The 25937-nt window shown below is 73.2% G+C and carries 23 protein-coding genes, 2 tRNA genes and 1 other RNA gene; 16 read left to right on the top strand and 10 right to left on the bottom strand.

Translation table 11 applies throughout. The features are described from left to right. The first annotated feature begins 31 nt into the window (after nucleotides 1-31). Together ACIQWR_RS29870 and opcA are read left to right on the top strand one after the other, a co-directional pair. Nucleotides 32-1615 carry a helicase HerA-like domain-containing protein gene (locus ACIQWR_RS29870; RefSeq protein WP_404015803.1) on the top strand — a complete coding sequence of 528 codons (1584 nt, stop codon included), beginning with the start codon at nucleotides 32-34 and terminating at the stop codon, nucleotides 1613-1615. Nucleotides 1616-1745: 130 nt separating this feature from the next. Continuing rightward, a complete protein-coding gene (gene opcA, locus ACIQWR_RS29865) occupies nucleotides 1746-2678 on the top strand; it encodes a glucose-6-phosphate dehydrogenase assembly protein OpcA (RefSeq protein WP_404015801.1) in 933 nt (310 codons plus the stop codon). Here the strand turns inward: opcA and ACIQWR_RS29860 are convergent. Together ACIQWR_RS29860 and ACIQWR_RS29855 are read right to left on the bottom strand one after the other, a co-directional pair. Continuing rightward, nucleotides 2627-3133, bottom strand: a complete 507-nt coding sequence (locus ACIQWR_RS29860) for a cupin domain-containing protein (RefSeq protein WP_404015799.1) — start codon at nucleotides 3131-3133, stop codon at nucleotides 2627-2629. The genes opcA and ACIQWR_RS29860 overlap by 52 nt on opposite strands. A 63-nt stretch (nucleotides 3134-3196) precedes the next feature. Next, nucleotides 3197-3799 carry an HhH-GPD-type base excision DNA repair protein gene (locus ACIQWR_RS29855; protein ID WP_404015796.1) on the bottom strand — a complete coding sequence of 201 codons (603 nt, stop codon included), beginning with the start codon at nucleotides 3797-3799 and terminating at the stop codon, nucleotides 3197-3199. A 153-nt stretch (nucleotides 3800-3952) separates the two neighbouring features. Here ACIQWR_RS29855 and ACIQWR_RS29850 point away from each other — a divergent pair, with 153 nt between their 5' ends. Further along, nucleotides 3953-4765, top strand: a complete 813-nt coding sequence (locus ACIQWR_RS29850; RefSeq protein ID WP_404015793.1) for a VOC family protein — start codon at nucleotides 3953-3955, stop codon at nucleotides 4763-4765. Nucleotides 4766-4794: 29 nt separating this feature from the next. On the opposite strand, the gene ACIQWR_RS29845 is transcribed toward ACIQWR_RS29850, so the two are convergent. Beyond that, nucleotides 4795-5310: an SRPBCC family protein gene (locus ACIQWR_RS29845; RefSeq protein WP_404015789.1), complete on the bottom strand. Its 516-nt coding sequence runs from the start codon at nucleotides 5308-5310 to the stop codon at nucleotides 4795-4797. Nucleotides 5311-5455: 145 nt separating this feature from the next. On the opposite strand from ACIQWR_RS29845, the gene ACIQWR_RS29840 reads away from it, so the two are divergent. Continuing rightward, entirely contained in the window at nucleotides 5456-6604 is a 1149-nt protein-coding gene (locus tag ACIQWR_RS29840) for an alpha/beta hydrolase family protein (RefSeq protein WP_404015786.1), read from the top strand. Nucleotides 6605-6644: 40 nt separating this feature from the next. Beyond that, complete coding sequence (locus tag ACIQWR_RS29835) at nucleotides 6645-7514, top strand: class I SAM-dependent methyltransferase (protein WP_404015784.1); 870 nt, start codon at nucleotides 6645-6647, stop codon at nucleotides 7512-7514. Nucleotides 7515-7533: 19 nt separating this feature from the next. Here ACIQWR_RS29835 and ACIQWR_RS29830 read toward each other — a convergent pair whose 3' ends face one another. From ACIQWR_RS29830 to ACIQWR_RS29820, 3 genes are all read right to left on the bottom strand, one after another. Beyond that, nucleotides 7534-7980 carry a molybdopterin-dependent oxidoreductase gene (locus ACIQWR_RS29830; protein WP_404015782.1) on the bottom strand — a complete coding sequence of 149 codons (447 nt, stop codon included), beginning with the start codon at nucleotides 7978-7980 and terminating at the stop codon, nucleotides 7534-7536. Between the two features lie 82 nt (nucleotides 7981-8062). Continuing rightward, nucleotides 8063-10831, bottom strand: a complete 2769-nt coding sequence (locus ACIQWR_RS29825; RefSeq protein ID WP_404015779.1) for a molybdopterin-dependent oxidoreductase — start codon at nucleotides 10829-10831, stop codon at nucleotides 8063-8065. Beyond that, a complete protein-coding gene (locus ACIQWR_RS29820; protein ID WP_404015777.1) occupies nucleotides 10828-11715 on the bottom strand; it encodes an FAD binding domain-containing protein in 888 nt (295 codons plus the stop codon). The genes ACIQWR_RS29825 and ACIQWR_RS29820 overlap by 4 nt, the downstream gene beginning before the upstream one ends. 283 nt (nucleotides 11716-11998) lie before the next feature. Between ACIQWR_RS29820 and ACIQWR_RS29815 the strand changes: the two genes are divergently transcribed. Next, on the top strand, nucleotides 11999-13525 hold the full coding sequence (locus tag ACIQWR_RS29815; RefSeq protein WP_404015774.1) for a helix-turn-helix domain-containing protein: 1527 nt from the start codon (nucleotides 11999-12001) through the stop codon (nucleotides 13523-13525). Between the two features lie 55 nt (nucleotides 13526-13580). Here the strand turns inward: ACIQWR_RS29815 and ACIQWR_RS29810 are convergent, their stop codons facing one another. Then, complete coding sequence (locus ACIQWR_RS29810; RefSeq protein WP_404015772.1) at nucleotides 13581-14012, bottom strand: TOBE domain-containing protein; 432 nt, start codon at nucleotides 14010-14012, stop codon at nucleotides 13581-13583. 384 nt (nucleotides 14013-14396) lie between these two features. Between ACIQWR_RS29810 and ACIQWR_RS29805 the strand changes: the two genes are divergently transcribed. Further along, a complete protein-coding gene (locus tag ACIQWR_RS29805; RefSeq protein WP_399264669.1) occupies nucleotides 14397-14600 on the top strand; it encodes a cold-shock protein in 204 nt (67 codons plus the stop codon). Between the two features lie 173 nt (nucleotides 14601-14773). Beyond that, nucleotides 14774-15067: an SCO5918 family protein gene (locus ACIQWR_RS29800; protein ID WP_354378972.1), complete on the top strand. Its 294-nt coding sequence runs from the start codon at nucleotides 14774-14776 to the stop codon at nucleotides 15065-15067. A gap of 85 nt (nucleotides 15068-15152) precedes the next feature. Here the strand turns inward: ACIQWR_RS29800 and ACIQWR_RS29795 are convergent, their stop codons facing one another. Continuing rightward, nucleotides 15153-16058: a phosphorothioated DNA-binding restriction endonuclease gene (locus ACIQWR_RS29795; protein ID WP_404015769.1), complete on the bottom strand. Its 906-nt coding sequence runs from the start codon at nucleotides 16056-16058 to the stop codon at nucleotides 15153-15155. A 158-nt stretch (nucleotides 16059-16216) separates the two neighbouring features. On the opposite strand from ACIQWR_RS29795, the gene ACIQWR_RS29790 reads away from it, so the two are divergent. Beyond that, nucleotides 16217-16492, top strand: coding sequence for a hypothetical protein (locus ACIQWR_RS29790; RefSeq protein ID WP_404015766.1), 276 nt, complete (start codon nucleotides 16217-16219; stop codon nucleotides 16490-16492). Continuing rightward, the gene (locus ACIQWR_RS29785; RefSeq protein WP_404015763.1) at nucleotides 16489-16935 is read left to right on the top strand and encodes a type II toxin-antitoxin system VapC family toxin; all 447 of its coding nucleotides are present in this window, start codon (nucleotides 16489-16491) and stop codon (nucleotides 16933-16935) included. Before ACIQWR_RS29790 ends, ACIQWR_RS29785 begins: the two co-directional genes overlap by 4 nt. Before the next feature lie 106 nt (nucleotides 16936-17041). On the opposite strand, the gene ACIQWR_RS29780 is transcribed toward ACIQWR_RS29785, so the two are convergent. Beyond that, nucleotides 17042-17129, bottom strand: a tRNA-Ser gene (locus tag ACIQWR_RS29780). Between the two features lie 117 nt (nucleotides 17130-17246). On the opposite strand from ACIQWR_RS29780, the gene ffs reads away from it, so the two are divergent. From ffs to ACIQWR_RS29750, 6 genes are all read left to right on the top strand, one after another. Next, nucleotides 17247-17345: signal recognition particle sRNA small type (ffs, locus tag ACIQWR_RS29775), an RNA gene on the top strand. Nucleotides 17346-17481: 136 nt separating this feature from the next. Next, nucleotides 17482-19641 (top strand): DNA polymerase III subunit gamma and tau, encoded by a 2160-nt coding sequence (locus ACIQWR_RS29770; protein ID WP_404015761.1) that lies wholly within the window; start codon nucleotides 17482-17484, stop codon nucleotides 19639-19641. 60 nt (nucleotides 19642-19701) lie between these two features. After that, nucleotides 19702-20955: a phosphoribosylamine--glycine ligase gene (gene purD, locus ACIQWR_RS29765; RefSeq protein WP_404015758.1), complete on the top strand. Its 1254-nt coding sequence runs from the start codon at nucleotides 19702-19704 to the stop codon at nucleotides 20953-20955. Nucleotides 20956-21263: 308 nt separating this feature from the next. Further along, the gene (locus ACIQWR_RS29760; RefSeq protein ID WP_404015755.1) at nucleotides 21264-22940 is read left to right on the top strand and encodes a hypothetical protein; all 1677 of its coding nucleotides are present in this window, start codon (nucleotides 21264-21266) and stop codon (nucleotides 22938-22940) included. Between the two features lie 319 nt (nucleotides 22941-23259). Then, nucleotides 23260-24735, top strand: a complete 1476-nt coding sequence (locus ACIQWR_RS29755; protein WP_404015753.1) for a N,N-dimethylformamidase beta subunit family domain-containing protein — start codon at nucleotides 23260-23262, stop codon at nucleotides 24733-24735. Between the two features lie 85 nt (nucleotides 24736-24820). Continuing rightward, complete coding sequence (locus ACIQWR_RS29750; RefSeq protein WP_404015750.1) at nucleotides 24821-25732, top strand: phosphoribosylaminoimidazolesuccinocarboxamide synthase; 912 nt, start codon at nucleotides 24821-24823, stop codon at nucleotides 25730-25732. A 110-nt stretch (nucleotides 25733-25842) separates the two neighbouring features. Here the strand turns inward: ACIQWR_RS29750 and ACIQWR_RS29745 are convergent. Beyond that, nucleotides 25843-25915, bottom strand: a tRNA-Gly gene (locus ACIQWR_RS29745). Between the last annotated feature and the right edge of the window lie 22 nt (nucleotides 25916-25937).

Here is a 25937-nt window from a genome sequence, read left to right as displayed (position 1 = left end):
GTGACAGATAGCCCTATTACGGGAGTGATGCATGAGCGAGAGCAGCCACGAGAGCAGCGAATCGGCCGACCGGATCGTTTCCGGGTACGCCTTCACCGGACCGGCACTCGATCTGGGGGCCCTGCTCTGGGACGGGACCTGCCTGCCGGACCACCAGATCCGCATCCCGCTGTCCATGCTCAACCGCCACGGCCTGGTCGCGGGTGCGACCGGCACCGGCAAGACCAAGACCCTCCAGCTGATCGCCGAGCAGCTCTCGGCGAGCGGCGTGCCGGTCTTCCTCGCCGACGTCAAGGGCGACGTCTCCGGCATCTCGGCGCCGGGCGTGCCCGGCGAGAAGGTCCAGGAGCGGGCGAAGGACGTGGCGCAGGACTGGCAGCCCACGGGCCACCCCTGCGAGTTCTATGCGCTGGGCGGGATCGGCCCGGGAATTCCGGTCCGGGCGACCGTGACCAGTTTCGGTCCGGTACTGATGTCGAAGGTGCTCCAGCTCAACCAGACGCAGGAACAGTCGCTCGGCCTCATCTTCCATTACGCCGATGCCAAGGGCCTGGAACTCGTCGACCTCAAGGACCTGCGGGCCACCGTCGCATTCCTCGTCTCCGACCAGGGGAAACCCGAGCTGAAGGGGATCGGCGGGCTCTCCACGGTCACCGCCGGGGTGATCCTGCGCGCGCTCACGGCGTTCGAGCAGCAGGGTGCCTCGGAGTTCTTCGGGGAGCCGGAATTCGACACCAGTGAATTCCTCCGTACGGCCGCGGACGGGCGCGGCACGGTCTCCGTGCTGGAGCTCCCCGCGGTCCAGGACAAACCGCAGCTCTTCTCCACCTTTCTCATGTGGCTGCTCGCGGACCTCTACACGGACCTGCCGGAGGTCGGCGACCTGGAGCAGCCCAAGCTCGTCTTCTTCTTCGACGAGGCGCACCTGCTCTTCAACGGCGCGTCCAAGGCGTTCCTCGATTCCATCACCCAGACCGTCCGGCTCATCCGTTCCAAGGGCGTGGGCATCTTCTTCGTGACGCAGACGCCGAAGGACGTGCCCGCCGACGTCCTCGCGCAGCTCGGCAACCGGGTCCAGCACGCGCTGCGCGCCTTCACCCCGGACGACGCCAAGGCCCTGAAGGCGACGGTGAAGACGTTCCCCCGTTCGGAGTACGACCTGGAGGAGCTCCTCACCCAGTTGGGCACCGGCGAGGCCGTCGTCACCGTGCTGAGCGAGAAGGGCGCGCCGACGCCGGTGGCCGCGACCCGGCTGCGCGCGCCGCAGTCTCTGATGGGTCCGGTCGAGCCGGCCGTCCTGGACCAGGCGGTGAAGGCCTCGCTGCTCTACTCGCGCTACGCCGAACCGATCGACCGGGAATCGGCGTACGAGAAGATCAGCGCCGAACAGGCGGCCGCCGAGGCCGTGGCCGAGGCGGCGGCTGCCTCGGTGGAGGCGGAGAAGCAGGCGAAGGCGGCCGAGAAGGCGGCGCGCAGCGCCCCGAAGCCGGATCCCTCGCTGGCCGAACAGGTGGTGGGCAGCGGGCTGTTCCGCTCGCTGGCCCGCTCGATCGGGACCCAGCTGGGCCGGGAGATCTCCCGCTCGATCTTCGGCACGGCGAAGCGCCGCCGCTGAGGTCCGGGGCCGCGGGCAGGACCTTCCACGGGCCGCGGGCCGGCGCTTCCACGGCCCCGGGCCGGCGCTTCCAGGGAGAATCGAGCCATCCGGGTGACGCCGCCGTACCGGACGCTGAGAGACTCCTGGGATGCGGACCGAACTCACCGACACCACGTCCAGCCAGGTAAACCGGGCCCTCCTGGAGGCCCGCCGGGCCGTGGGCAGCCCGACCATGGGCCTCGTCCTGACCCTGGTCGTGGTCACCGACGAGGAGAACGCCTACGACGCCGTCCGTGCGGCCTCGGAGGCCTCGCGCGAGCACCCCTGTCGGATCATCGCGGTCATCAAGCGGACCTCGCGCGGTCCGCACAAGCTGCGCCAGACCCGGCTCGACGCGGAGCTGCGGGTCGGCTCGGACGCGGGGAGCGGGGAGGTCGTACTGCTGCGGCTGCACGGCGAACTGACCGGCCACCCCGGTTCCGTGGTGCTGCCGCTGCTGGTGCCGGACGCGCCCGTCGTGGCCTGGTGGCCCGCCGACGCCCCGGCCGATCCGGCCCGGGACGCGCTGGGCGCGCTGGCCAAGCGCCGGATCACCGACGCGCAGGCGGCGCTCGACCCGGTCGCGGTGCTGGACGAGCGCGCCGCGGTGTACGCCCCCGGGGACACCGATCTGGCGTGGACCCGGCTGACGCCCTGGCGGGCGCTGCTGGCCGCGGCGCTGGACCAGAAGCCGCTCCCGGTGACCGGCGGGTCCGTGGAGAGCGAGGCGGACAACCCGAGCGCCGAGCTGCTCGCCCGCTGGTTGGAGGACCGGCTCGGGGTGCCCTTCACCCGGGTGACCACCGACGGTCCCGTCATCACCCGTGTCCGGCTGGAGACCACGGGCGGCGAGATACGGGTGGACCGGCCCAAGGGGGCGCTGGCGACGCTGGTGCTGCCGGGGAGTCCGGACCGTACGGTCGCGCTGAAGATCCGCAGCGACGCCGAGCTGATCGCTGAGGAGCTGCGGCGCCTGGACGCCGACGAGACCTACGGCTCGGCGCTGCGCCGGCGGCCGCTCCAGGCGGCGCTCTCGGCGTAGTGGTTGTCGTACACGGGCGAGGAGTCCTTGATGTCCTGGACGGTGGCCTCGCCCGCGTTGACCCGGCCCAGCAGCCGGTAGTAGTCGAAGCGGCCCATGCCGGGCGTGAAGCCGACGAGGACTTCCGCGGTGTGCCCGGCGGCGGGCGCGAAGGCGTGCTTGACGCCGGGCGGGACGGCGAGGAAGTCGCCCTTGCCCAGCGTCCGGACCTCGTCGTCGACCAGCACGTCGAGCTGACCCGAGGTCACGAAGAAGAACTCGGTCGCCTTGGTGTGGAAGTGCACCGGGGCGCCGGCCGCGCCCTCCTCGAAGATCGCGGTGTTGCAGGTCAGCGCGCCGCCGGTGGTGTCGGAGTCGGCGAGCAGGGTGATCAGGCTGCCGGGGGCGTCGGAGATGGCCTCGGCGGTGGCGGAGCGGGTCAGGTGCGCGGTCTGCGGTGCGGCTTCGGTGTTCATGTCCCCTAATCTACGGGCCCTGTTGACCGGTTTCAGGGGCCAATTCCACCACTGTTTCTCCGGTCAATTCCCGGCGGGTGGGACGTGGGCGGCCGCCTTGGCGGCGGCCTTCGCCTCCTGCTTGTGCGCCCGTACCTTCGCGAGGGACTCCGGCCCGGTGATGTCGGCGGCGGAGCGGTAGACCCCGGCGTCCCCGTAGTCCCCCGCGGCCCGGCGCCATCCCTGCGGCCGTACGTCGAGCCGCTTGCCCAGCAGCGCCAGGAAGATCTTGGCCTTCTGCTCGCCGAAGCCCGGCAGCTCCTTCAGGCGCCGCAGCAGCTCGGCGCCGGTCCCGACGCCCGTCCACACGGCGGCCGCGTCCCCGTCGTAGTGCTCGACCAGGTACGCGCACAGCTGCTGCACCCGCTTCGCCATCGACGCCGGATAGCGGTGGACGGCCGGCTTCTCGGACAGCAGCGCCGCGAAGGCGTCCGGGTCGTGGGCGGCGATCGCGTGCGCGTCCAGGTCGTCCGCCCCCATCCGCCGGGCGATCGTGTAGGGGCCGGTGAACGCCCACTCCATCGGTACCTGCTGGTCCAGCAGCATGCCGACGAGGGCGGCCAGGGGGCTGCGCCCGAGCAGGGCGTCGGCCTCCGGCTGCTGGGCGAGGCGCATCGTGATGTCCATGGCTCCAGCGTCCCGCGCGCCCGTGCTCCGCGCGCGGGGGACGCACCGCGCGCCTAGCGTGGGAGGGATGACCGGTGAGGGACGGGTGAGGGACCGGTGAGGGACCAGACGGGGACCCCGGTGAGGGATCCGCAGACTCAGGAGTCGATGGCGATGACCGATTTCCCGGAAGGCGCACCGTGTTGGGTGGACGCGATGTTCACCGACGTGGAGGGTGCGAAGAGCTTCTACGGCGCAGTGCTCGGCTGGACCTTCGGCGATGCCTCCAGCGAGTACGGCAACTACACGCAGGCCTACGCCGACGGCAAGGCGGTGGCGGCCGTGGTCCCGCCGATGCCGGGGCAGGAGGGGACCTCGCAGTGGTGCCTCTACTTCGCCTCGCCCGACGCGGCCGCGACCGCGTCGAAGATCAGGGCGGCGGGCGGCGAGGTCCTGATGGAGCCGATGCAGGTCGGCACCTTCGGCACGATGGCGATCGCCAAGGAACCGAGCGGCGCGGTCTTCGGCGTCTGGCAGCCGGGGGAGCACAAGGGCTTCGAGAAGGTGGCCGAGCCGGGCGCGTACTGCTGGGCGGAGGTCTTCACCCGGGACGCGGCCGCGGCGGACGCCTTCCTGCCGAAGGTGTTCCCGTACACCTCGCACCAGGTCGACCTGGGCGACGGCCCGGAGGCCGAGGGCATGGACTTCAAGGTCTTCGGTCTGGGCGGTCCGGACAATCCGGTGCTGGGGCGGATGACGATGGGCTCCGAGTTCCCGCCGGAGATCCCGTCCTACGTCCAGGTCTACTTCACGGTCCCGGACTGCGACGCGGCGGTCGCCAGGACCACCGAGCTGGGCGGGACGCTGCACTTCGGGCCGATGGACAGCCCCTTCGGCCGGTTCGCGGCGGTCACCGACCCGCAGGGCGCGGCCCTCGCCCTGATCGACGTCACGACCACGGTGGGTGAGATGCCGAAGCTGGGCTGAGGACGCCGCCGCCGGTGCGCCGGCACCGCTCAGCGCGCCGGCGGGGCCGCTTCGAGGGCCGCCTTGAGGTTCCGCAGGGTGGTCCGGATGTTGCGCTGCTGGAAGTCGGCGAAGGTGTGCCCGCGGGTCGCCACCCGGTCGAAGGCGTTGGCCACGGGGTCGGGCCAGGAGCGACGGTCGTCGGTCCAGGTCTCCGTCACCCGGGTCCCGCCCCCGTCGGCCTCGAAGCGGTACTCCCAGGTGGCGATGGGTCCGGGCAGTCGCGGTCGCTTGAAGCCGATGGAGTGGACCCGGAAGCGGAAGAGCCGGTCCTGGTCGGCCGCCGTGACCGTGCAGCGGGTGGTCCAGCGGAAGGCGCCGCGCTTGTTGTGGCCGTCGAAGGCCATGCCGACGTACGCGCCCTCCCGGCGGTCGCCGCGCAGGGTCGCCCCCAGGTTCTCCGGACTCCAGCTCCCCATGTCGACGGGGTCGGAGACCCGCAGGTAGGCGGTGGCCGGGCTGACGTCGATGAGGATGCTGTCGGACACGCTGAAGGTGCGGGGCATGGCACTCCGATCTCGTCTCTCGGCGGCTCACGCTACCGCCGTTGCTACCCATCGGTAACCGTTGCCGAGGGGTATTTCCCGTCCGAGTCGCTGGAAATCGAGGATAGTTAGGTAAGCCTTGCCTTATTGGTTTTAGGGTGGGGTCATGAAGAGGATCATCCGTGCACTGGTCGCCGCGGCGGCCGCCCTCGCGCTCTCGGCCCCCGCCGCCCTCGCGGCGCCCGCCCCGGTCGCGCGTCTCGAACTCCCCGCCCCCACCGGCCCGTCGGCCGTGGGCCGCGACACGCTCCACCTCGTGGACCACGACCGCAAGGACCCCTGGGTGCCCACGGCCGACCGGGAGTTACTGCTGTCGCTCTACTACCCGGCGCTCGCGCACACCGGAACTCCCGCCCCCTACCTGGCCGTTCCCGAGGCCAAGGCGCTGCTGACCGACCGGGGGCGGCTCGGTGAGTACGTCACCCCCGAGCGCCTCGCCGCGACCCGCACGCACGCCCGGTCCGGCGCGCTCCCGCGGCCCGCCGCGCAGCGCTACCCGCTGATCGTGCTCTCCCCCGGCTTCACCATGCCGCGCGCGACGCTGAGCACCCTGGCGGAGGACCTGGCCAGCCGCGGGTACGTCGTGGCCGCCGTGGACCACGCCTACGAGTCGGACGGAACGCTCTTCCCCGGCGGACGGCTGCTGCCCTGCACGGCCTGCGGGCAGGTCTTCCCCGACGGGTCCCTGCGCCGGGTCTCCGACGGCCGGGCCCGCGACGTCTCCTTCGTCCTGGACCGGCTCACCGGCCCCCGGGCCGCGTGGCGCCACTCCGCACTGATCGACCCCCGGCGCATCGGCATGGCCGGGCACTCCATCGGCGGGGCCGCGGCCTCGGCGACCATGGCCGCCGACCCCCGCGTGGACGCCGGGGTCAACATGGACGGCACCTTCTTCACCCCGGTACCCGAAGGCGGCCTCGGCGGCCGACCCTTCCTGATGCTCGCCGAGGACCCCGCCCTGGTGCCGCCGGACCTGCCCGACACCTCCTGGGAGGACACCTGGCCCCGCCTGGACGGCTGGAAGCGCTGGCTGACGGTCACGGGCGCGGGCCACCCGGGCTTCACCGACTGGCCGGTGCTCGGCGACCAGGTGGGCTACGACCACCCGGAGACCCCGCTCTCGGGCACCCGCTCCCAGCAGATCACGCGGGCGTACGTCGGTGACTTCTTCGACCTGCACCTGCGCGGCGTCCCGGCCCCCCGCCTGGACGGCCCGACGGCCACCGACCCCGAGGTCGTCCTCCACCGTCGCTGAGCAGCGGCCCCCATCCCGTCGATCCGAGGAGCGCACGTCCATGTCGAAGACCCCCGATCCCGAGCACGAGCACGGCGCCGGTGCCGCCGGCAGCGGTGGCCACGGCCTCAGCGGTGTGGCCATGACCCTGCTGACCCCCCTCTACGGCCGCGCCCACGCCGCCGAACTCCTGCCGGGCACCGCGTTCCGCGACCCCGCGGCCACCGCCCTGTTGGCGGCGACCGGCTACCGCGATCCCGAGGTGCTGACCGACCGGGGCAACGCGGCCGGTTCGGTCCACCGGGCCATCGTCTTCGACGAACTGACCGCCGCCTTCTGCCGGGCACACCCCGACGCGGTGGTCGTCCAGGCGGGCATCGGCCTGGACACCCGCGCCGAGCGCCTCGCGGGCGCCGTCCCGCCCACCGTCAGCTGGCTCGGCGTCGACATGCCGGACGTCGTCGAGCTGCGGGCCGCGCTCATGCCGGCCGACCGCACCCGGGTCTTCGCCGGCTCGATCACGGAGCCGGGCTGGGCGCTCCCACTGCTACCCCTCGTCGGGGAGCGGCGGCACGTACTGGTCCTGACCGAGGGCGTGTTGATGTACCTGGACCCGGCCGGGCTGCGCGCGTTCCTGCTCTCCTGCCGGGCGGCCTTCCCCGCCGCCGAGCTGGTGGCGGACTACTTCCACCCGAAGGTCGCGCTCAGCGGGCGGCACCCGATCGTCAAGGCGACGGGGGCGCGGTTCCGCTCCGGCGCCCGGGGCGGTCGCGGACTCGCCGCCGTGGCCCCGGGCTGGGAGCGGGTGAGCGACCACCGGGTGATGGAACGGATCAGCATCGGCCACCGGATGGCCGCCGGGACCTTCCGGCTGCTGACCCTCGGTGCGCCGCTCTACGCCGTGGCCCGGCTGCGCGCCGCGGCGCCGTAGCGGTCCACCGGGCGCCGGGTCAGGTGCCCGGGCTCGGCGTCGTCAGGGCGCCGAACCAGACGTGCGTGACCGCGCTGACGTAGCGCGCCCCGCAGCGGTCGGAGGGGACCACCAGCTGGCTGCCCGCCGCGTCGAGGTCCACCCCGTCCATGCGGGTGGCCAGCAGGACCGGGCTGGCGCCGAAGTCGGCGTCCAGCTCGGCCCACGCCAGGACCGTGTGGTGGCCGTCCCCGCCGCTGATCGCGAGCAGGAAGCGCGAACGGTCCTTGCGGCGCCGGGCGTCGAAGGCCGGCCCCGCGTCCGCCACCACCTCGCGCAGCAGCGGGCCCTCGAACACGTGGTGCTGCGGGCCGTTCGTGGCGCAGTCGAAGGTCACCTCGGCCCGGTGCGCCGGCCAGCCCCGCAGGTCCGCGACGCCGAGGACGGCCGGGTGGTCCAGGTCTCCGTGCAGCATGAGTTTGGCCATGCCGTTGTCATGCCCGCGCGGGTACCCACCGGAACTCATCTGCCAGGCCCATCTCATGATGTGGGTGGCATCTGTGTGAGAACTATTCGGTACGGCCTTGCATCTTCTGCCAGACGACGTCCCGAGTGACGGGCAGTTCCGTGAACCGCACGCCCGTCGCGTCCCGCAGCGCGTTCGCGAAGGCCGGGGCCACCGGGTTGAAGGGGCTCTCGGACATGGACTTGGCCCCCAGCGGCCCGATCGCGTCCGAGGTCTCCATGAAGTGCACCTCGGTGCGCGGGACGTCCGCGTACTGCGGGAGGCGGTAGCGCCGGAACGCGGCCGTGGTGACCTCCCCGCGCTCGTCCACGCGCACCGTCTCGAAGAGCGTGGCGCCGAGTGCCTGCGCCACCCCGCCCTCGACCTGGCCGCGGCACTGCATCGGGTTCATGACCTTGCCCGCGTCGGCCGCGTGGACGCTGCGCAGGATCTTCATCTCGCCGGTGTCCGGATCCACCGCGAGGCGGAACCACTGGGCGTTGAAGGCCACCGAGCGCGGGGAGCCGCCCCAGTGGCCGTCCGCCGCGACCTCCCGCAGCGCGCCCCGGTCGTGCGCGGCCTCGTACAGCTCCTTGAGGGTGACGACGCGGCCCGCGCAGTCGAGGGCCTCGGCCCCGAGCGCGCACAGGTGCCGCGCGACGCCCGTGTGCCGGGCCGCGAAGGTCACCAGGCGCTCCGCGAGCGACTGGGCCGCCAGCATCACGGCCTTGCCCGCCACCACCGTGCCCGCCGAACCGAAGGCGCCGGTGTCGTGGCGCACGACGTCCGTGTCCGACTGGCGGACCGCGATCCGGTCGACCGTGGTGTTCAACGCGCCCGCGGTGATCTGCTTGTGGACGGTGGTGGTGCCGTTGCCGAACTCGGCCGTGCCCACCGCGATGTCGTACGTCCCGTCGCGCAGCAGGCTGACGGTGGCATCGGCGAAGTGGCCGCCCGGCGGGCCGGTCGCGATCATCGCGACCGCCGAGCCCGTCCCGGTCAGCCAGCCCGGCGGAACGTCCTCGTGGCTGCGGTCCTCGGCGATGGCCCGGCGGACGACGTCCATGCACTGCTTCATGCCGTAGGAGGCGATGAAGAGGTCCTCCTCGTGACCGATCGGGGTGACCAGGGGGTCGCCGGCGCCGATGACGTTCTTCTCGCGCAGTGCGAGCGGGTCCATGCCGAGCCGGATCGCGAGCTCGTCCATGACGGATTCGAGGGCGAAGAGGACCTGGCCGAGGCCGTAGCCGCGGAAGGCGCCCGCCGGGACCCCGTTGGTGTAGACGGAGTACGCCTCGACCTGTTTGTTCGGCGCCTTGTAGACGGCGAAGGACTCGCCGACGCTGTGGAACATCACCGCCGGGCCGTGGTTTCCGTACGCCCCGGTGTTGGAGACGACGCGGATGCGCAGCGCGGTGAGCGTGCCGTCGGCCTTGGCCCCGATCTTGATGGTGATCTTGAAGGGATGGCGGGTGGTGGCGCCGTAGAACTGCTCGGCCCGGGTGAATTCGAGCTTCACCGGGCGCCGCAGCTTCAGGGCGGCGAGGACCACGATGTCCTCGGTGAGCATCTCCTGCTTGCCGCCGAAACCGCCGCCCACGCGGCCCGCGACGACGCGGACCTCGTCCTCGCCGAGGTCGTAGAGGGCGCACAGGGCCCGCCGGGTCAGGAACGGCGCCTGGGTGGAGGAGCGGACGGTGACGCGCTCGCCGTCGCCGTCCTCCTTGGGCTCGAAGTACGCGACGCTGCCGTGGGTCTCCAGGCTCGCGTGCTGCACCCGCTGCGTCTGGAAGGTCTCCTCGTACACGACGTCCGCCTGCGCGTACCCCCGCTCCATGTCGCCCAGGGTGTGGTGGACCTCGCCGCACACGTTGTTCTCGGCGCGGAAGATGCCCGACTCGGGTCCCTTGGGGTGCAGGACGGGGGCGCCGGGGAGCATGGCCTCCTCCGGGTCGATCACGTACGGCAGTTCCTCGTACGTGACGACCACGCGCCGGCACCCCTCCTCGGCCGCCCGCTCGCTGTCGGCGACGACCGCCGCCACCCGCTGGCCGACGAAGCGGACCACGTCGTCCAGGACCCGGGTGTCCATCGGGTCCTCGGTGGGGTGCTCGTGCCGGGCGGAGGAGTACAGCCGGTCGGGGGCGTCGTGGTGGGTGAGGACCGCGTGCACGCCGGGCACCCGGAGGGCGTCGCGGGTGTCGATGGAGACGATCCGGGCGTGCGGGTGCGGAGAGCGCAGCAGCTTCATGTGCAGCAGCCCGGGCACCTCGACGTCGAAGGTGTAGCGGGCGGCGCCGGTGACGACCTGGGGGCCGGCGGGGGCGCCCAGGGACCTGCCGACGGCCTGCCCGGCCCCGGGGGACTCGGTGTGCGTGACCCCGCGCACCGCGTCCTCGATGGCCCGGTAGCCCGTGCAGCGACAGAGGTTGCCCTTGAAGGCGCGCGGCAGGTCGTCGAGTTTGCCGTCGTCGGCGGGCGTACCGCGCTCGGCTTCGAGGGCGGTGGTGGTCATGAGGAACCCGGCCGTGCAGAAACCGCACTGGAAGCCCTGGGCGTCGAGGAAGCGCTGCTGCGTCGGGTGGAGCTCGCCGTCCGGCCGGGCCAGACCCTCGACGGTGGTGACGGAGCGGCCCTCGGCGCGGACGGCCGGGTAGAGGCAGCTGTGCACCGGGCGACCGTCGACGTGGACCGTGCAGGCCCCGCAGTCGCCCTGGTCGCACCCCTTCTTGACGCCGAACCAGCCCTGGTCGCGCAGGTAGGTGCGCAGGCACTGGCCGGGGCGCGGCGCGACCTCGCAGCGGCGCCGGTTGATGTCGATCTCGAAGCTCATCGGGGTACCTCCGAGAAGTCGCCGTGGGTGTGGGTACGGGGGCCGGGGCGGGGTTCGGTGCGGTCACGGGGATCGGGGGAGAGCTCGCGGCGGACCTCCTCGGCCAGGCGCAGGCCCATGTGGTGGCGCCAGGCGGGGAGCCCGTGGATGTCGTCGAACCAGTCGGCTTCCGCTACCCCGGCCTCGATCGCGGCGCGCAGTTCGGCGGCGGTGGGCGGCAGCGGGAACCAGAAGCGGAAGGGGCGCACGGTCGCGGCGGTGATCGTGACCGTGAGCGAGCCGTCCCGGGGGTCGCTGACGCCGATGACCAGGGCCGCGGAGCGCCCGAGCCCGTACAGCGAGGCCTGCCGGAAGGCGGTACGGCCCTCCAGCGCGCGGGCGGGGAGGCGGACGGACCGCAACAGTTCGCCCTCGCGCAGGTCCTTGCGGCCGGCGCCGGTGATGAAGTCGGCGACGGGGATCCGCCGCAGCACGCCGTCCTGGCCCCGGAGCAGGCACACGCCGTCCAGCGCGGCGGTGAGGGAGATCATCGGGCCCGCGGGCAGGCCGTTGCAGAGGTTGCCGCCGACGGTCGCCATGTTCCAGATCTTGAAGGAGGCGAGGAAGGCGCGACAGCACTGCTCGATGAGCGGGGCGGCGGTGGCGGGCAGGGCCCGGCCGAAGCGGGACAGCTCGGCGATCGTGCAGGTCGCGGAGATGTCGAGGGACCCGTCCGGGCTCCAGGACAAGGGCGCCCACCCCATGCGCGAGAGGTCGATCAGGCGGCGGACGTGCGGCTGGGGCTCGGAGAAGAGGTAGGTGCCGCCGCCGAGGTAGGCGTCGCCCGGCCGCCAGGGTTCGCGGCGCCGCGGGTCGCGCACGTCGAGCACCGTGTTGAGGTCCAAGGTCGGCCACCAGCCCCGTCTGTTCCGCTCCGTCGCGCGTCGGCCGCGCATCCGTCGCGCGGTTGATCCGCAGGTTTCCAGCCAGTGAAGCAACGGCGCGGGGGGTGGCACGACTGGTCACGGGCACGGAAAAGCGGGGCCCGACCGGCCTCGCCCTGGATTATCAACCAAGAGGACTATGGCGCTCTTGCCCTGGCATTTACTATGGGTCTCCTGTATTTGCCTGGCGAATGTGGGCTGCCACCCGCCGTATGGAGTCCCCCTGCCGCAAGGAGTCCCCGCCGTGCACGTCCTCGACCTGCTCCAGTCCGAAAACCTCGGCCTCACCCTGCTCTGGGGCGAGGACGCCCTTCTCGGCCAGGAGGTCAGCGGGGTCACCGCCACCGACCTGGAGGACCCGGGCCGCTTCCTGGGCCCCGGGGAACTGGTGCTCAGCGGGCTGGTCTGGTGGGCGCAGGGCGACCCCGAAAGGGCCGACCGGTTCGTCGCCGCGCTCGCGGACGCCGGGGCCACGGCCCTGCTCGCTGGCGAGGAGACCCACGGCCGGGTCCCGGACGAGCTGGTCGCCGCCTGCAGGGCCCGCCGGGTGCCGATCGTCGCCGTGCCCGCGCGCACCAGCTTCCGAGCCGTGACGGAGGCGGTGTACCTGCGTCAGTGGGGGGACCTGAGCCGCCGCCCGACCCGGCTCTTCGCGCTGCCGGAGAACGTGCGCAGCGAGCTGAGCGGCCTGCTGGAGCGCGGCGCGGGACCGGCCGAACTCCTCGACCGGGCCTGCGCGCACCTGGGCCGGGTGCCCTGTTACCTGCTGACCGCGAGCGGGCGCACGATCGCCCGTACGCCGTCCGCGCCCGCCCTCCCGGCGCAGCGCGGGGCGGGCGCGGTGGGCGGCGCCCTGGGCGGGGTCTCGCTGAACGTCGAGGCGGAGGGCACGCCGTACGACGCCTGGCGGCTGCACCTGCCGGACGCGGACGCGGCTCCGCCGCGGGTGCTGCACGAGATCGCCGAGGTGCTCGCCCAGTACCGGGACGGCCAGGCGCGGCGGACCGCGGCGGAGCGGGCCGCGGCCCGGGAGCTGGTCGCCCTGGTGGAGGGGTCGGCGAGCGCCGACCCCGGGGCGCTGGAGGACGCGCTGGTCGCGGCCGGGCTGCCCGCGCGCGGCCCGTACCGGGTGCTCGTGGCCACCTCCGGGGACGCGTTGGCCGAGGCGCTGCGACACCTGGGTCGGGTCGCGGCGGTCGGCGGGACGGTCGCCGTGCTCCACGAAGGCCTCCACGAGGGCCTCCGCGAGGGCGCTTCCCGATCTGCTCCCGAGGGCGCTCCCCGCCCCGCCCCCGAGGGCGTCGCCGGGGTCGATCTGGGCGCTGAGCTGCGCGGGTTGTGGCCGCTGCTCCAGGCCTGCCGTCCGGGGGCGGAGCTGCGCGTGGGCGTCGGCGCGGTGGCGCGGGGCACGCAGGACCTGCGGGCCTCGCTGAACCAGGCCCGGTTCGCGCTGACCGCGGCGGGGGACGGGGTCGCGGTCCGGGTGATCGACCAACTGGACACCCTGGCAGCGCTGCTGGCGGGCGTACCGGCCGAGGTCAGATCGGTGTTCGGGGCGCGGACGCTGGGGGCGCTCGGGGAGGGGATGCTGCGGGAGACGCTGGAGGTGTTCCTCGCGCACAACTGCTCCTGGACGCGCACGGCCGAGGCGCTGCACCTGCACGTCAACACCGTGCACTACCGCATCGAAAGGGTGGAGGCGCTGACCGGTCGGGACCTGTCCCGGCTGGACCACAAGCTGGACCTGTACGCGGCGCTGCATTGCGCGTAGGAGGGGGCGGCAGGGCCTCGGTCGGGGGTGGTCCGCGGTCAGGGGCGGGCCTCGGTCAGGGCGCCGGCAGGTCGACGTGCACGTTCGTGGACTTCACCCGGGCCGTGACGGTCACCCCGACCTCGATGCCCAGTTCCTCGACCGACTCCCGGGTGACCATGGACACCAGGCGGTGCGGGCCGGACTGGATCTCCACCTGGGCCGCCACGTCGTCCACGCGCAGGCCCGTGACGATCCCGGCGAAGGAGTTGCGGACCGAGGTGGTCACCCCGCTGTCGGGCACCGGGTGCAGCCCGGCCGCGCGGTCCTTGGCGAACGCGGCGAGCGCCACCCCGTCGATGACCCGGGCACCGGCCCCGGCCCCGGACGCTCCCGCGCCGTCGGGCGGCCGGGAAGCGGGCAGGCGGCCGCTGTCCGCCCAGCGGCGGACGGTCTCCGGGCTGACGCCCAGCAGGTTCGCGGCCTGCCCGATCGAGTACGACGGCACGCCCGCACTGTAGCGGTCGGCCCGGCACCGACTGTTCGAGGGCCCGCGAAATCCACGCCGCTTCGAGGTGCTTTTGTCGATGTGTGGACTGGCGTAATACCTGCTATCGCGGATACCGAAACTGTGTTCACGCAGCGTTCAAGCAGCCGCCCGATCACGCTAATTCGAATAACTGAACCACAGCGGTGCCGCTCAAGGCCGTGGTACTGTCGAATCAGTTGCAGTTGTGGTTCCCAAAAGACGACAAGCGCTTCCGACCTGGTGTTCTCCCGGCGGACGCGCTTTTTGTTTCCGGTGCTTTCCGGGTACGGGGCAATCATCGCGGCGATGCGGGGCTCGCACAGTGCGGCCCCCGGAACTGCCCCCGTTTGAAGGAGAAGTGGCATGGCTACTGGCACCGTGAAGTGGTTCAACTCTGAAAAGGGCTTCGGCTTCATCGCGCAGGACGGCGGCGGCGCCGACGTCTTCGCCCACTACTCGAACATCGCTTCCCAGGGCTTCCGCGAGCTCCAGGAAGGCCAGAAGGTCACGTTCGACGTGACGCAGGGGCCGAAGGGTCCGCAGGCGGAGAACATCGTCAGCGCCTGATCGCCGAGGCGAATTCGCCGGGGCCCGCACCTTGGGTGCGGGCCCCGGTTCGTTTATCCACGTCCATCCCTGCGTCGCGTCGTACCAGGAGGACCTTCACCACCCGCGTCACCAGTAGGACCCCTGACCGGAATTGCCGGGCGGGGGCGCTTCCGGCCCGAGGAGGTACCACCATGCGTCTTGTGATCGCCCGTTTCCCCTTCGACCTGAGCAAGGGCGAAGTGGAGGCGTCCATGAAGGGCGTCGCACCCCAGCCGATCACCGTCGCCTCCGTGGCCTCGGTGACCATCGGCCGCCGGGTGTACCCGGTCAAGCAGGTCGGTCAGGTCATCACCCGCCAGGACCCGCGTGACTTCACGGCCAACGAAGTGGTCAGGGCGCTGACCCGGCTCGGCTTCACGTGTCAGCCCGCACTCGCCCCGGAGGAGCCGGCGCCCCCGTCCGGCGACGGCGTCAACCTCTGGTAGCCGCCCTCCCCCGCGTGACACGGCCTCCGGGCGGGGACTCCCGCAGCCCCGGCCGGCGGCCCGGTGCGGCGCGGTGCGGAGCGGCTCAGGTGGTGGTGGCGGTGGCCGCGGGACGCGCGGCGCCGTGGAAGACCTCTTCGGTGTGCCAGGCGCGATGGTCCGCCGCGACGGTCGGGGCCCCCGGCTGGGGCCCGGTGAGCGGGCGGCCCGAGAGGTCCATGACGTGCGCGCGGGCGGCCGGGCTGTGGCCGACGAAGCGCTGCGAGACCAGGATGCGGAGGTCCTCGCCGATGCCGAGGGCGCCCTTGTCGAAGAGCTTGTGGTGCAGCGAACACAGGCACAGTCCGTTGGCGACGTCGTCCGGCCCGTCGAAGGCCCACCAGCGCACGTGGGCGGCCTCCAGCCCGACCGTCACGGCGCCGAGCCTGCCGTCGTATCCGCAGAAGGCGCACCGGTACTCGTAAGCGGTCAGCACCTGTTCCCGCATCCGCCGGTCGCGCTGCCTGCGCCCGGTCGAGGGCCGTGCGGTCCCGGCGGCCGGCTCCAGCTCCAGGCCGGTGGCCTCGCACAGCTCGTCGTGGAGCGAGGGCGGGAAGTTCAGGTCGAGCAGTGTGCGCGCCATCCGGTCGAGCAGCGCCGGTTCCCGCCGCAGGGCCGCCCGCAGCTCCGGGGCCAGCCGCCCCGCGGCGCCCGTCGCCCGCAGCTCCCGCACGCCGCTCCCGGGGCTCCCGGGGCCGCGCACGGTCCGTACCTCCCACACGCCGTCGCCGACCAGGTGGTGGAAGGGGTACGCGGGCGTCGTCCGGTGCGGCGGCCCGTACTCGGCCAGCAGCCGCTTCAGGTCCTCCTCCACCGCGCTGTAGGGGAGTTCGCCGTCGGCGTCCTGCCGGAAGCGGGCGAGGGCGTACAGGAACAGCAGCGGCTTGTGCGGAGCGCGCGTCCCGCTACGGGTCCACTGCCTCAGCCGCGCGGTGCGCTCCAGCCAGTCCATGATCCGGGATCGTATCCGCCGACTGCCCCGTCCCGGCGCCCGGTGAGAGCAATGGCGGAGGGTACGGGACTCGGGTCGTTCGCGACCTTCTCCCGGGCCGCCCGGCCTAGGGTGGTCCTCAGGCATGAGCCCGTGACCACAGCGTGGAGGAGTCGATCATGAGCACTGCCCCGAACCTGCCGCTCCCGCCGCGCAGACCTGAGGAGTCCCATCCGCTGCGGACGATCCGGGAGATCCGGGAGTCCCTTCCCGAGCACCAGCTGGGGCACTTCGACGCCGAGCTGGCGGACACCGACATCGATGCCTTGCCCGACATGCTGCACCGCTGGGCGACCTTGGGCAGCGACGGATTCCTCGAGCGGCTTGCGGCGGCCCCGTTCGAGGGCCTTGAGTTCGGGCAGCGGTCCTACGACGATGCGGCGGACGGCGAGTGATCCATCTGCTCGACACCAACGTGGTCGCCGAGATCACCACCCGGCCGAAGCCCGCCCCGGCCGTCGTCGCATGGGCTCGATCGGTTCCGTCTCCTGCCCTCTACCTGAGCGTCATCACGGTTGCGGAGATCCAAGCAGGCGTCGAGGGAACACGTGATCCGCTGCGGCGCACGGCCTTCGAGCGGGCGCTCACGGACATCCGCGATCAGTACCGCGACCGGATCGCCGCCGTGGGCGAGCGGGAGGCGCTCGCTTACCTCGCTCTTCACCAGAGGCTCAAGAGTGCTGGAACCAGCATTGATCCCCCTGATGCGCTGATCGCCGCCACTGCCCTGGCGAACGGCTGGACGCTGGTGAGTCGCAACATCAAGCATCTGGCGCGATCGGGCGCACTCCTGCTCAACCCTTGGGAGTACGAGGCGGACGGGCCGGACCGGAGCTGAGACCAAGCGGCGCGTTCCGCACCCCTTGACTGTCAAGGGGTGAGGAACGCCGAAGGGCCCCGCAGCAAGCTGCGGGGCCCTTCAACGTATTGCCCGGTGAGAGCAATGGCGGAGGATACGAGATTCGAACTCGTGAGGGGTTGCCCCCAACACGCTTTCCAAGCGTGCGCCCTAGGCCACTAGGCGAATCCTCCGGGACGAACAATACAAGACGTTGGGGGGTGCTCGCGAACGTGATCGTCCGCGGAGGTCCGCGGAAGGTCCGGGTGGGGTCCGGCTCGATTCCGGGGGCTTCCATCGGCTAGGGTGGGGCCAGCCCCTCACGTGGCGCTATCTCACCCAACTCCCCCAGGGCCGGAAGGCAGCAAGGGTAAGTGGGCTCTGGCGGGTGCGTGGGGGGCGCTTTGCGTTCCGGGGCGGGTGTCGTGCCGGCGCCGGGCGGGAGTCCCGCGGCGCCCCGTGATCCGCGCCCGTGCGCGCCCGTGGTCCTCGCCCGTGTTCCTCGTCTGCGTCGCGTTGTCGGCGGGCCCGGATAACCTCGTGAGTGTGTCGTCCCTTGCGCTGTACCGCCGCTATCGCCCCGAATCGTTCGCCGAGGTCATCGGGCAGGAGCATGTCACTGCCCCGCTGATGCAGGCCCTGCGCAACAACCGGGTCAATCACGCGTACCTGTTCAGCGGGCCGCGGGGGTGTGGCAAGACCACCAGCGCCCGCATCCTGGCGCGCTGCCTGAACTGTGAGCAGGGCCCCACGCCCACGCCCTGCGGGGAGTGCCAGTCCTGCCGCGACCTCGCGCGCAACGGGCCGGGTTCCATCGACGTCATCGAGATCGACGCCGCCTCGCACGGTGGCGTGGACGACGCCCGTGACCTGCGAGAGAAGGCCTTCTTCGGGCCCGCGGCGAGCCGGTACAAGATCTACATCATCGATGAGGCGCACATGGTCACCTCGGCGGGCTTCAACGCCCTGCTGAAGGTGGTCGAGGAGCCGCCGGAGCACCTCAAGTTCATCTTCGCGACGACCGAGCCCGAGAAGGTCATCGGGACGATCCGCTCGCGCACGCACCACTACCCCTTCCGGCTCGTGCCGCCCGGCACCCTGCGCGACTACCTCGGCGAGGTCTGCGGCCGCGAGGGCGCCACCGTCGAGGACGGGGTGCTGCCGCTCGTGGTGCGCGCCGGCGCCGGTTCGGTGCGCGACTCGATGTCCGTCATGGACCAGCTGCTCGCGGGCGCCACCTCCGACGGTGTGACGTACGCCATGGCGACCTCCCTGCTCGGCTACACCGACGGCTCGCTCCTCGACTCCGTCGTGGACGCCTTCGCCGCCGGGGACGGCGCCGCCGCCTTCGAGGTCGTGGACCGGGTGGTGGAGGGCGGGAACGACCCGCGCCGCTTCGTCGCCGACCTGCTGGAGCGGCTGCGCGACCTGGTGATCCTGGCCGCGGTGCCCGACGCGGGGGAGAAGGGGCTCATCGACGCCCCCGCCGACCTGGTGGAGCGGATGCAGGCCCAGGCCTCCGTGTTCGGGGCCGCCGAGCTGAGCCGCGCCGCCGACCTGGTCAACACCGGGCTGACGGAGATGCGGGGGGCGACCTCGCCCCGGCTCCAGCTGGAGCTGATCTGCGCCCGGGTACTGCTGCCGGCCGCCTTCGACGACGAACGGTCCTTCCAGGCCCGGCTCGACCGGCTGGAGCGCGGCGGAGCCGCCTTCGCGGGTGCGGGCATCGGCGCGGGCGTCGGCGCCGGGGCCGCTGCCGTGGCCCCGCTGCCCGCCGCCGTGCCCGCCGCGCCCGTGTACGCCGCCCCGCCCGCCCCGGCTCCCGCCGCCGCCCCGGTCGCGCAGCCCGCGGCCGTCGCTCCCGCTCCCGCCATGGGCTACGTCGCCGGTCCCGAGGCGCACGCCATGGCGCCCGTGACCCCGGCCCCGGCTCCGGTCGCCGCCCCCGAGCCCGCCGCCGCCCCCGCCCCGGGCGCCTGGCCCGGCGCCGCGCAGCCCGCGCGCGGGGCGTGGCCCAGCGCCGCCGCGCCCGGCGCCCCGGCGCCCACCGCCGCTCCCGCGGCGCCGGCCCCGGCCCCGGTCGCCGCGGCTCCCGCGCCCGCCGCTCCGGTGGCCTCCGGGCCCGGGATGGCCGCCGGGGCCGGACAGGTCCAGGCGATGTGGCCCGGCGTCCTGGAGGCGGTCAAGAACAAGCGCCGCTTCACCTGGATCCTGCTCAGCCAGAACGCCCAGGTGGTCGGCTTCGACGGCGCCGTCCTCCAGCTCGGCTTCCCCAACCCCGGAGCCCGCGACAACTTCGCGAGCAGCGGCAGCGAGGACGTCCTCAAGCAGGTCCTGTCCGAGCAGTTCCAGGTCAACTGGAAGATCGAGGCCGTGGTGGGCGGCGGTCAGCCCGCCCCCGTCTCCACCTCCTACTCGGCCCCGCCGCCGTCGTACGCGCCCCCCGCCCAGGCCCCCGCGTACCAGCCGCCGCAGGCCGCGGCCCCGCAGCAGCCGGCGGCCCCGGCGTACCAGCCGCCGCAGGCACAGGGCCACCAGCAGCCCCCGGCCGCGCCCGCGCCCGTTGCGATGCGGGAGCCCGTACGCCCCGAGGACGACGTACCGGAAGAGGACGATCCGGATCTCGTGGACAGCGCGCTGACCGGACACGACCTGATCGTTCGCGAGCTCGGAGCCACCGTGGTGGAGGAATATACGAACGACTAGGGCCCCGTCATTGGGGTGGCCGCACGAAAGGCATCGTCGCAGGCGGGCTAGGCTGCACCCGTGAAGGTCCTCGTCATCGGCGGCGGCGCCCGCGAACACGCCCTGTGCCGCTCTCTGTCCCTCGACCCCGACGTCAGTGCGCTCTACTGCGCCCCCGGCAACGCCGGCATCGCCGAGGTGGCGGAGCTGCGCCCGGTGGACGCCCTCGACGGCGAAGCCGTGGCCCGGCTGGCCACCGAACTGGGGGCGGGCCTGGTCGTCGTCGGGCCCGAGGCCCCCCTGGTCGCCGGGGTCGCCGACGCCGTGCGCGCGGTCGGCATCCCCGTCTTCGGCCCCTCCGCGCAGGCGGCGCGGCTGGAGGGCTCCAAGGCATTCGCCAAGGACGTGATGGCCGGGGCCGGTGTCCCGACCGCCCGTTCCTACGTCTGCACCACCCCCGAAGAGGTGGACGAGGCCCTCGACGCCTTCGGCGCCCCCTACGTCGTCAAGGACGACGGACTCGCCGCCGGCAAGGGCGTCGTGGTGACCGAGGACCGGGCCGCCGCCCGCGCCCACGCACTGGCCTGCGACCGGGTGGTCATCGAGGAGTTCCTCGACGGCCCCGAGGTCTCGCTCTTCGCCATCACCGACGGCGTCACCGTGCTGCCGCTCCAGCCCGCGCAGGACTTCAAGCGCGCGCTCGACGGCGACGAGGGCCCCAACACCGGTGGCATGGGTGCCTACTCGCCGCTGCCCTGGGCCGACCCCAAGCTCGTCGACGAGGTCATGGCGAGCGTGCTCCAGCCCACCGTGGACGAACTGCGCCGCCGCGGCACCCCCTTCTCCGGCCTGCTCTACGCCGGGCTCGCGATCACCTCGCGCGGCGTGCGCGTCATCGAGTTCAACGCGCGCTTCGGCGACCCCGAGACCCAGGTCGTCCTCGCCCGGCTGAAGACCCCGCTCGCGAGCGTCCTGCTGAACGCGGCCCTGGGCACGCTGGACGCCGAGCCGCCGCTGTCCTGGCGCGCGGACGCGGCCGTCACGGTCGTCATCGCCTCCCACAACTACCCGGAGACCCCGCGCACCGGGGACCCGATCGAGGGTCTGGCCGAGGTCGCGGCCGAGGACGCCCCGACGGCGTACGTGCTGCACGCGGGCACCCGCCGGGAGGGCGACGCCGTCGTCAGTGCGGGTGGTCGCGTGCTGTCGGTGACGGCGACCGGTTCCGATCTGGCGCAGGCCCGCGAGAGGGCGTATAAGGCCGTCGCGCGGATCCGGCTGGCGGGTTCGCAGCACCGCACGGACATCGCGGCCAAGGCCGCCGAAGGCCGCTGAAGTCGGCCGCGGAGCACTGACCAGCGGGGTCTCCCCCACCATCCTTCACGCGGGCCCGGAGCGCACTCGACGCGCTCCGGGCCCGCGCGTGCGACTGCATCCGGCCGCGTTCGAACGCACCCAGCTTTACCCAAAGCCATTCCATCGGGTGATCGATGCCCGGTCCGCCTGACGGCCGCCCCGGCCCCAACTAGGGTGCGGCGCAAGCACTCCGGCACTTGGCCCACCGGCATTGCGATGTCAGTGGCGGGTGTCACAGTGAGGGAGTGACCAAGACCGTCGCAGGGCAGAGGGGGTGACGTCCGGCCGTGTCCGGAACCGTATCGACCAAGGAGGTGGGCGCGCAGTCCGCGCGCTCCCGGGCCCTGGCCGTGCTGCGCGTGCGCAGCAGGGCACTGGCCCTCGCACTCCTGCCCGCCGCCTTCGCGGTGGTCCTGGTGGCCGCGCGTACGACCGGGCGGCTGGCCGGTGACCGCTGGGGGACCGCCACCCTCGTCGTCTGCGCCGTCGCGGCGCTCGTGCTGCTGGTCGCCGGCGTGTTCGGCGCGGTGGTGCTGCGGGCCGCGCCGGCCGTGACGCCGACGGTCGCGCTGGCCGAGGCCGCCGCGCCCGACCTCTACCGGATGGTGCGGGACCTGGCCGACCGGATGCAGGTGCCGGCGCCCTCCGCGATAGCGCTGACCCCCGACTGCGACAGCTGGTTGGAGGACCGTACCCACCCCGCGCACCGCAGGCGGGGTGCGGTCGCCGGCCGGCCGGCCGCCCCGGAGACGGTGCCCGGCGCGGCTCCGGTCCTGGTGATCGGCTCGCCGTTCCTGTGGTGGATGCGGGTCGCCGAGCTACGGGCGGTGCTCGCCCCCGTCGTCGCGGGCACGGGCCCGTCCGCGCACCCCGACATAGCCGACGCCCGCCGTTTCGTGCGCGGGTTGGACGCGGCCGCCGACGTCGGCAACCGGCCCGGCCTCGGCTGGATCGGGCGGACGGCCCGGCTGCTGCTGCGGCTCTGCCGCACGGACGCGGCCGAGATGGAGCGCGGAGTGGCCGCGGCCGCCGCGGACCGGGCCCAGGGCGTGGACTACGGGCTGCGCATCGTCGCCCAGGAGCAGGTCGGCCTCGCCTACGCGGGCTGGGACCGGCTGCTGACCCGGGTCGCGCTGCCCGCCTGGCGGATGGGCCGCTGGCCCGCGCACCTCGACACCGGGGTGGTCCGCGCGCTGACCGAGCTGTCCCGGCGCGACCGGCTGGCCGAGGGGTTCACCTCCCGCCTCGGCGAGCGTCCCGCCTGCGATCTGCTGGAACAGCCCGGGGTGATCGACGAGGCGGCGTCGCTGCTGGCCGCACGGCTCTTCCACGGCGGTCCGGCCGAAGTGGGCCCGGACTGGTCGCCGGTGGACTGGGCGGCGTATCCGGAGGAGGTCGTGGACCGCAAGTGGCGCACGGAGGCGGCCCGCTTGCACCGCTCGCTGGACGTCCTGGCCGGGGCCGCGCCGCAGGGTGCGCAGGCCGGGGACGCGGTGACCGGACCGACGCTGGAGCGCGTGCTGCGCCACCTCGCCTCCGACGGGGCGGCCGGGGCCGACGGCGCCGACGCGGACGCACTGGCCGGGCGGCTCAGCGCGGACCTGGCGCGCGAGGAGCGCGCCGTCGCCGAGCGGGCCGGCGTGGGCGCCGGCGCGGCCGGCGCCGGGGCGAAGGCGCGCGGCGTGGACGCGGTCCCGCTGTTCCCGCTGCAAGCCCCGCGCAGCGGCCGGGACCTGCTGGCCGACCACGTCATGGCGATGGTGTGCTGCGCGGCGGTGGACTCGGCGGGCGGTGCGCCGGGCCTGGACTGGCTGGACGGACCGGTGCTGTTGGTCGCCGGGACGCGCTGTGCGGACCTGGCGCCGCCGGTGCTCGCCCTGGTGGAGGACGGCGACCCCGCCCCGCTGCGCGAGTGGCTGGCGGACCTGGGGATCCGGCCCGAGAAGCCGGTGCGGCTGGTCTGAGCGCCGGTCGTCCGCGCCGGTCGCCCGCCGCGGCGGGCGCGGCGGGCGTGCGTGCCCGCCGCCCGGGCCCGCTCCCCGCGCCCGTCACCCGCGCGCCGGGGGCGACCTCCGTGCCCCGGACGAGGGCGCGCGGCGGAGCGCGTCGGGCCGCGGAGGCGTACGGGTCGCACGGATAAGCGGATGTGAATGTTCCGGTCACGTCAATTCGCGACGAACGGTGACGGAGTGCGTGCGTTATGTGATGTGCTGGGACCGGTCGCGGGCATGGACGCGGCGAGGTCGGGCATACGCGTTCGGGGGAGCGAGGGAGGGGAGCGGTATGGGTGCGGACCAGATCCGGCGTTGGGAGTCAGGTGCGCTCGCGCACGCGGTGAACGACCCCTTCGGCCAGGGTCCGTTGCCCTGGTTCCGGGGCAGCGAGGTGTACATCGGCGACACCGGCCAGGTGCTCCCCTGGTACGTGGACCCCTCCTTGGCGCCCGGTCAGGTCCCCCGCGCCCGCACCAGCGGCCCCCGCACCGCCGATGACGTGCACCGCCAGATCAAGGGCTTCGCCTCCACCGGGGCCGTCGCCCCCGGCGAGGCCATCGACTTCCGCATCACCGTCGATCCGCCCCAGCAGTTCTCGGTCGACATCTACCGGATCGGCCACTACGGCGGCGACGGCGCCTCGAAGATCCACTCCAGCCCGCGGCTGTCGGGCATCGTCCAGCCCGCCCCGCTCACCGCCGACCGCACGGTCTCCTGCCACCACTGGTGGCTGTCGTGGCGGCTCCAGGTGCCCTCGTACTGGAACCTCGGCGCGTACGTCGCCGTCCTGACCACCGACGACGGCCACCGCTCCCACATCCCCTTCACGGTCCGCGACGACCACCCCGCCGACCTGCTGCTCCTCCTGCCCGACATCACCTGGCAGGCCTACAACCTCTACCCGGAGGACGGCCGCACCGGCGCGAGCCTCTACCACGCGTGGGACGAGGAGGGCCGCCTCCTGGGCGTGGAGGACGCGGCCATCACGGTCTCCTACGACCGCCCCTACGCGGGCGCGGGCCTGCCGCTCCACGTCGGCCACGCCTACGACTTCATCCGCTGGGCCGAGCGGTACGGCTACGACCTGGCCTACGCCGACACCAACGACCTGCACGCGGGCCGCGTCGACCCGACCCGCTACCGGGGCCTGGTCTTCCCCGGCCACGACGAGTACTGGTCGGTCCCGATGCGCCGGACCGCCGAGCGGGCCCGCGACCACGGCACCTCCCTGGTCTTCCTCTCCGCCAACACCATGTACTGGCAGGTGGAGCTCTCCCCCTCGCCGTCCGGGACCCCCGACCGGCTGTTGACCTGCCGAAAACGCCGCGGCCCCGGCCGCCCCGCCCTCTGGCGCGAGGTGGACCGGCCGGAACAGCAGCTGCTGGGCATCCAGTACGCCGGCCGCGTCCCCGAACCCGCGCCCATGATCGTGCGCAACGCCACCCACTGGCTCTGGGACTCCACCGGGGCCACGGAGAACGACGAGCTGCCCGGCCTGGTCGCCGGCGAGGCCGACCGCTACTTCCCGCGCACCCAGCTGCCCGAGCACCAGGACCGGATCCTGCTCGCGCACTCCCCGTACGACGACACCGAGGGCCACCGGCGCCATCAGGAGACCTCCCTGTACCGCGCGCCCAGCGGCGCCCTCGTCTTCGCCTCCGGCACCTTCGCGTGGTCCCCGGCGCTCGACCGCCCCGGCCACGTCGACGAGCGGGTGCAGAAGGCCACCGCGAACCTCCTCGACCGGATCTGCAAGCGCGACTGACGGGGGCGCGGGCCCCTGGGGCCGGCGCGCCGCACCCGATGCGGGAGAATGGGCCTGCGCTCGTACAGAACCACAGGGAGACCCCGTGTCCGGATTCGTCGAAAAGCCCGAGCCGGTGCAGGTGCCGGGCCTCGTCCACCTCCACACCGGCAAGGTGCGCGACCTCTACCGAGACGGGGACGGCAACCTCGTCATGGTCGCGAGCGACCGGATGTCCGCCTTCGACTGGGTGCTGCCCACCGAGATCCCGGACAAGGGCCGCGTCCTGACGCAGCTCTCCCTGTGGTGGTTCGACCAGCTCGCGGACATCACGCCGAACCACGTCATCAGCACCGAGCTGCCGGCCGGCGCCCCCGCCGACTGGGCGGGCCGCACGCTGATCTGCCAGAACCTCGACATGATCGCCGTCGAGTGCGTGGCCCGCGGCTACCTCACCGGCTCGGGGCTCGCCGAGTACGAGCAGACCCGGACCGTGTGCGGCCTCGCGCTCCCCGAGGGCCTCGTGGACGGCTCCGAGCTGCCCGCCCCGATCTTCACCCCGGCCGCCAAGGCCGCAGTCGGCGAGCACGACGAGAACGTCTCCTACGAGGAGGTCGCGCGGACCGCCGGTCCCGAGACGGCGGCGCTGCTGCGCCAGGCGACCCTCGCCGTGTACGGCCGGGCCCGCGACATCGCCCGGGACCGCGGGATCATCCTGGCGGACACCAAGTTCGAGTTCGGCTTCGACAAGGACGGCGCCCTGGTCGCCGCCGACGAGGTGCTGACCCCGGACTCCTCCCGCTTCTGGCCCGCCGACCTGTGGGAGCCGGGCCGCGCGCAGCCCTCCTACGACAAGCAGTACGTCCGCGACTGGCTGGCCTCCCCGGCCTCCGGCTGGGACCGCCACGGCGAGCTCCCGCCGCCCGCGCTGCCGCAGGACGTGGTCGAGCAGACCCGTGCCAAGTACATCGAGGCGTACGAGCGGCTCACCGGCCAGAGCTGGAAGAGCTGGACCTGATCCGCGCCTCCCGGGTCCGCCGCCGTGCGCGGCGGACCCGGGAGGGCAGGGCCCGGGTCACCGGACACGAAGAAACCCCTGGTCGATGACCAGGGGTTTCTTCCTTACAGAGCGGACAACGCGACTCGAACGCGCGACATCCACCTTGGCAAGGTGGTGCTCTACCAACTGAGCTATGTCCGCAAGCGCCGTAGGGCGAGACCTA

This window comes from Streptomyces sp. NPDC098789 (genome assembly GCF_044759975.1).
In the GTDB taxonomy this organism is placed as follows: domain Bacteria; phylum Actinomycetota; class Actinomycetes; order Streptomycetales; family Streptomycetaceae; genus Streptomyces.
This window is presented reverse-complemented; position numbering and strand designations above follow the sequence as displayed.

Bases quoted from the DNA above. Each gene is read 5' to 3' on its own strand.
- ACIQWR_RS29870 (WP_404015803.1), top strand. From the start codon at position 32: ATGAGCGAGAGCAGCCACGAGAGCAGCGAATCGGCCGACCGGATCGTT.
- opcA (WP_404015801.1), top strand. From the start codon at position 1,746: ATGCGGACCGAACTCACCGACACCACGTCCAGCCAGGTAAACCGGGCC.
- ACIQWR_RS29860 (WP_404015799.1), bottom strand. From the start codon at position 3,133: ATGAACACCGAAGCCGCACCGCAGACCGCGCACCTGACCCGCTCCGCC.
- ACIQWR_RS29855 (WP_404015796.1), bottom strand. From the start codon at position 3,799: ATGGACATCACGATGCGCCTCGCCCAGCAGCCGGAGGCCGACGCCCTG.
- ACIQWR_RS29850 (WP_404015793.1), top strand. From the start codon at position 3,953: ATGACCGATTTCCCGGAAGGCGCACCGTGTTGGGTGGACGCGATGTTC.
- ACIQWR_RS29845 (WP_404015789.1), bottom strand. From the start codon at position 5,310: ATGCCCCGCACCTTCAGCGTGTCCGACAGCATCCTCATCGACGTCAGC.
- ACIQWR_RS29840 (WP_404015786.1), top strand. From the start codon at position 5,456: ATGAAGAGGATCATCCGTGCACTGGTCGCCGCGGCGGCCGCCCTCGCG.
- ACIQWR_RS29835 (WP_404015784.1), top strand. From the start codon at position 6,645: ATGTCGAAGACCCCCGATCCCGAGCACGAGCACGGCGCCGGTGCCGCC.
- ACIQWR_RS29830 (WP_404015782.1), bottom strand. From the start codon at position 7,980: ATGGCCAAACTCATGCTGCACGGAGACCTGGACCACCCGGCCGTCCTC.
- ACIQWR_RS29825 (WP_404015779.1), bottom strand. From the start codon at position 10,831: ATGAGCTTCGAGATCGACATCAACCGGCGCCGCTGCGAGGTCGCGCCG.
- ACIQWR_RS29805 (WP_399264669.1), top strand. From the start codon at position 14,397: ATGGCTACTGGCACCGTGAAGTGGTTCAACTCTGAAAAGGGCTTCGGC.
- ACIQWR_RS29800 (WP_354378972.1), top strand. From the start codon at position 14,774: ATGCGTCTTGTGATCGCCCGTTTCCCCTTCGACCTGAGCAAGGGCGAA.
- ACIQWR_RS29795 (WP_404015769.1), bottom strand. From the start codon at position 16,058: ATGGACTGGCTGGAGCGCACCGCGCGGCTGAGGCAGTGGACCCGTAGC.
- ACIQWR_RS29790 (WP_404015766.1), top strand. From the start codon at position 16,217: ATGAGCACTGCCCCGAACCTGCCGCTCCCGCCGCGCAGACCTGAGGAG.
- ACIQWR_RS29755 (WP_404015753.1), top strand. From the start codon at position 23,260: ATGGGTGCGGACCAGATCCGGCGTTGGGAGTCAGGTGCGCTCGCGCAC.